The 4075-nt window shown below is 62.2% G+C and carries 4 protein-coding genes and 1 pseudogene; all 5 read right to left on the bottom strand.

What is annotated here, in order from left to right:
• Positions 1 to 571, bottom strand: a pseudogene (locus WB528_RS19130) (type I secretion system permease/ATPase); the annotation flags it as partial.
• Between the two features lie 238 nt (positions 572 to 809).
• Positions 810 to 1079: a GlsB/YeaQ/YmgE family stress response membrane protein gene (locus WB528_RS19125; RefSeq protein ID WP_423889962.1), complete on the bottom strand. Its 270-nt coding sequence runs from the start codon at positions 1077 to 1079 to the stop codon at positions 810 to 812.
• A 196-nt stretch (positions 1080 to 1275) separates the two neighbouring features.
• Positions 1276 to 2694 (bottom strand): amidase, encoded by a 1419-nt coding sequence (locus WB528_RS19120; protein ID WP_423889961.1) that lies wholly within the window; start codon positions 2692 to 2694, stop codon positions 1276 to 1278.
• On the bottom strand, positions 2691 to 2888 hold the full coding sequence (locus tag WB528_RS19115) for a hypothetical protein (protein WP_423889960.1): 198 nt from the start codon (positions 2886 to 2888) through the stop codon (positions 2691 to 2693). The genes WB528_RS19120 and WB528_RS19115 overlap by 4 nt, the downstream gene beginning before the upstream one ends.
• A 193-nt stretch (positions 2889 to 3081) precedes the next feature.
• The coding region (locus WB528_RS19110; protein ID WP_423889959.1) for an adenylate/guanylate cyclase domain-containing protein at positions 3082 to 4075 on the bottom strand (994 nt) is incomplete at its 5' end.

Genomic DNA, 4075 nt, shown 5'->3' with positions numbered 1-4075 from the left:
GTCCCAGCGCCTGGCGCGCCGGGGCGCGCGACATGAATTCGGTCATGACGGTGAGCGTCACCAGGATGATCGCGCCGATCAGCGCGGTCACGCCGATCAGCACGTGAAATGCAAAGCAGATCGCGAGATAAAACGGCAGCCATGGCAGGTCGAAGAACGCGCCGGGCCCCATGCTGCCGAGAAAGCCGCGCACATTGTCGAGATCGCGGAGCGGCTGAAGACCCTCATTGCGTCCGCCCACGGTCAGCGGCAGCCGGACGACAATATCGAACACCCGGGCATTGAGCGCCTCGTCGAGCGAAGTTCCGACACGGCCGAGGATTCGTCCCCGGATCAGATCGAGAACCCCTTGGGCGACATAAAGTCCGCCCGCCAGGATGATCAGGCCGACCAGGGTCGGAACGCTGCGGCTCGGCAGCACCCGGTCATAGACCTCGAGCATGAACAGCGACCCGGTCAGATAGAGCAGGTTGATCATGCAACTCATAATGCCGACACCGATGAAGGCGGTGCGGCAGGCGTGCAAGGCTTGACCGAGTTCGGATCGCCGGACACCGGGAGCGGCTGCCATCTATCCTGATCTCTTCATTGGGGGTCGCGGCCCAGCAAAAATTGCGATCCGCGGCGCATTATTACCGATTTTCGGAAGCCGCGTCCAATGAAGTCACATTAACGTAAATGCCTTCAACCCAAACGCTTTTTCCTGCGCCGGACGGCCAAAACCGCCCATCTTTTTAAGTCACGGAAGGGCGCCAGAAGTTCAAGGCCGGCCGGCAAAGGCGCGGCCGGCCTGATCCTTCATACTGGCGTCAAAATCGGCCGCCGGTCCGAATCAGCCTCACGATCAGCAGCAGGATGATGGCGCCGATCGCCGAATAGATGATTTCCCCCACGATGCCGCCGCCGATGTGAAAGCCAAGCCTCGGGAAAAGCCAGCTGGCGATGAAAGCGCCGACAATGCCGACAACGATGTCGCCGATGATGCCAAAGCCGGTGCCGCGCACGATCTTGCCGGCCAGCCAGCCGGCGACCAGGCCAACGAACAGAATAATGATAAGGCTTTCGCTTGATAGGTACATAAAACTCCCCCTGGTAATACGCGGCGTGCTCCCCGCGCTGGTTGGAAACCTAGCCATTATTGGCTGATGTGACCATGCCAATTCGAGCGGGTATCCCCGGACGGCGGCGATGATCGCAGGAGCGTCCCGGCCGCCCTAAGCAATGACAGAGACAACACGGCGTTCCACGATGAAAACCTTTATCTCTGAAAACACCTTATGCGAGAGGCAGTTGCGGCGCCTTTTCGTGGAAGTCAGTTGCGCGCTGGAACGCCGCACCGATCCGCAACAGCTTCGCTTCGTCGAACGAGCGGCCGATCAGTTGCAATCCCACGGGAAGGCCCTTGCGGGTAAAGCCCGATGGAATCGCAAGCGACGGCAGGCCGAGATAGTTGATGGGACGTGTGAAGCGCGTCAGCCGCTGGATCACGGCTTCCGCGCCTGGACCGCCACCGACATCGCTTTCGGCAATGGTCGGCGCAGGCACAGGCGAGACCGGCGCGATGACGGCATCGACCCCGGCGGTCGCCGCGTTATGCGCCGCCAGCGCCGGACCGCGCCAGCGCAAGGTTTCGAGGTAGGTAACCCCCGAAATCGCGAGCCCGTTCTGGAGGCGCATCAGCACCTGCGCCCCGTAATCCTGCGGGCGCTCGATCATCCAGCGCTTGTGAAAAGCGGCTGCCTCTACCGCGAGCACCAGCTGCGCGGCGCCCGAGAGCTGGCGCTGGTCGGGCAAATCGACCTGAACGACCTTGGCGCCTTCGCGCTTCAACGTGGCAATCGTCGCATCGAGCACGCTGGCAACTTCCGCGTCGAGATCATCGACATAAAAGGCGCCGGGCACGCCGATCGTGAGACCCTTCATCGCCTCTGCGGTCGCTGCCGCGTAGTCCGGCACCAAGCCAGCGACCGCCGTAGGATCGGCGGGGTCGGCACCCGCCATCAGTCCCAAGAGCACGGCACAATCTTCCGCCGAGCGCGCCAGCGGCCCGACGGTATCGAGCGACTGCGACAACGGCATCGCCCCGGCGCGGCTGACGCGGCCAACGGTCGTCTTCAAGCCGGTCACGCCACAGAAATGCGCCGGCATCCGGATCGAGCCACCGGTATCCGAGCCGAGCGCGGCAAAGGTCAGCCGTGCCGCGACCGCCGAGCCCGATCCCGATGACGAACCGCCGGTGATATGGTCCGGCGCAAACGGGTTATGCACCGGGCCGAAATGGGCGTTGTGGCCGGTCGGGCCATAGGCGAACTCGGCCATCTGCAAGGAGCCGAGGCGGATCGTTCCGGCGTCCTTCAGGCGTTGCACGGCCGTCGACGTCGTCGTGGCGATGAAGTCGCGGCGAATGCGCGAGCCGCAAGTCACGACTCGGCCCTCCTCGTAGTACATGTCCTTGTGCGCGAGCGGCACGCCATGCAACGGCCCGCGGCGGCGACCGTTTGCAAGCGCTGCATCGGCGGCATCGGCCGCCCTCAAGGCCTCATCAGGCTCGATCGCCATGAAGGCGTTCAGATGAGGCTGCCATTTTGCGATCCGGTCGAGACAGGATTGCGTCGCTTCGCGCGACGAAAGGCGCTTCTCCGCGATTGCACTGGCAACCGCCGTCAATGACATCAGGGCCGGTTCGGTACTCATCGGGCTGCCCTTTCGGTTTGAACGAGAGCAAACGTCGAAGGCTCGAGGTCGAAGGGCAGCGTGCCGGCGATCGCCGCAAAACTGTCGAACGCCGGCCCAAGAGAATTGGCGATTCGTGCAGCCACTTCCGTCTCGACCGGGACCCCGGCGGCGCTGGCGATAGCTGTGATTTCCTTTTCCGTGGGTTTTGTCATGCGTTATCTCCCCTTCTTGTTTTCACGCGCAGCTACGGACACTGATCGCCCATTTTATCGGGCGCTGAACAAGCGGACGCAAGCGCATGTTATGGCTTGCACGCCAGCAATGCGGGGATGCGCGGCACTGGCTTTACGAATTGAGGGCCACGGGCGCGGCGTGAGACTGGTTGGCCTGCAGTGAACGCAGCGACTATTTCGTCAGCAGCGCAAAGGCGCCATTCCAGTCGTCGGGTGGCGGGTTCTTCTGATAGTCGAGAATGCGCGCCTCATAGAGCCGGTACAAATAGGCTAACGTGCCGGCCTCGTCGGCGCGCCGGCCGCGCTCGATCGACGCCAGCGCGCCCTTCCAATCGCGACTGCGATAACAGGCCAGCATCTCGATGGTCAGGTTGCGCAACCTCTGAAATTGTGCCGAACGGGCAACTTCCTCACGTCCAGCGATGGCGTAGATGACCTCGGGCTCTTTCTTGCCTTTGACCATGATGAAGTCGAGCTCGAGGATGGCGAACTCGTCTTTCGCCGCGAGCGCGGTCCTGGAGCCCGCGATGATCGGAAACCCGTATTCCTTGGATTGGCCTTCCAGCCGTGACGCCAGATTGACGCTGTCGCCAAGCACCGAATAGTTGAACTTCAGATCCGATCCCATATTGCCGACCACGCCAAGGCCGGTGTTAAGGCCGACGCCGACATTGATCGGAATGAAGGGATGCCCTCCCTCCTTGGACTCTTGCTCGCGCGTCGTGTTGAGCTCCTCGATCTTCTCGAGCATGTCGATGGCGGCGTTGCATGCGTTGATCTCATGCTCCTTGTCATCGAGCGGCGCATTCCAGAACGCCATGATCGCATCGCCCATATATTTGTCGATATAGCCTTTCCTGGCGAGGATGGCATTGGTCAGCGGCGTCAGGAACCGGTTCATCAGCGCGGTCAGGCCCTGCGGGTCGCTCTTGTAGGATTCCGAGATCGTGGTGAAACCGCGGACGTCGGAAAACATGATCGTCATCTCGCGCTCTTCGCCGCCGAGCCGGAGCTTTTCCGGCGATTGCGCAAGCTGCTCGACCAGAACCGGCGACATGTATTGCGCGAACTGACCGCGAACCTGCTTTCGCTGCGCCTGTTCCCGCACGAAGCTTGCGAAAATCAGGGTCAGATAGATCGCGGTCGTCGACAGCAGGGGATAGGTG

Source organism: Bradyrhizobium sp. (assembly GCF_049586575.1).
Lineage (GTDB): Bacteria > Pseudomonadota > Alphaproteobacteria > Rhizobiales > Xanthobacteraceae > Bradyrhizobium.
The sequence above is the reverse complement of the archived record's forward strand: the minus strand, read 5'-3'. Positions and strand labels throughout refer to the sequence as shown.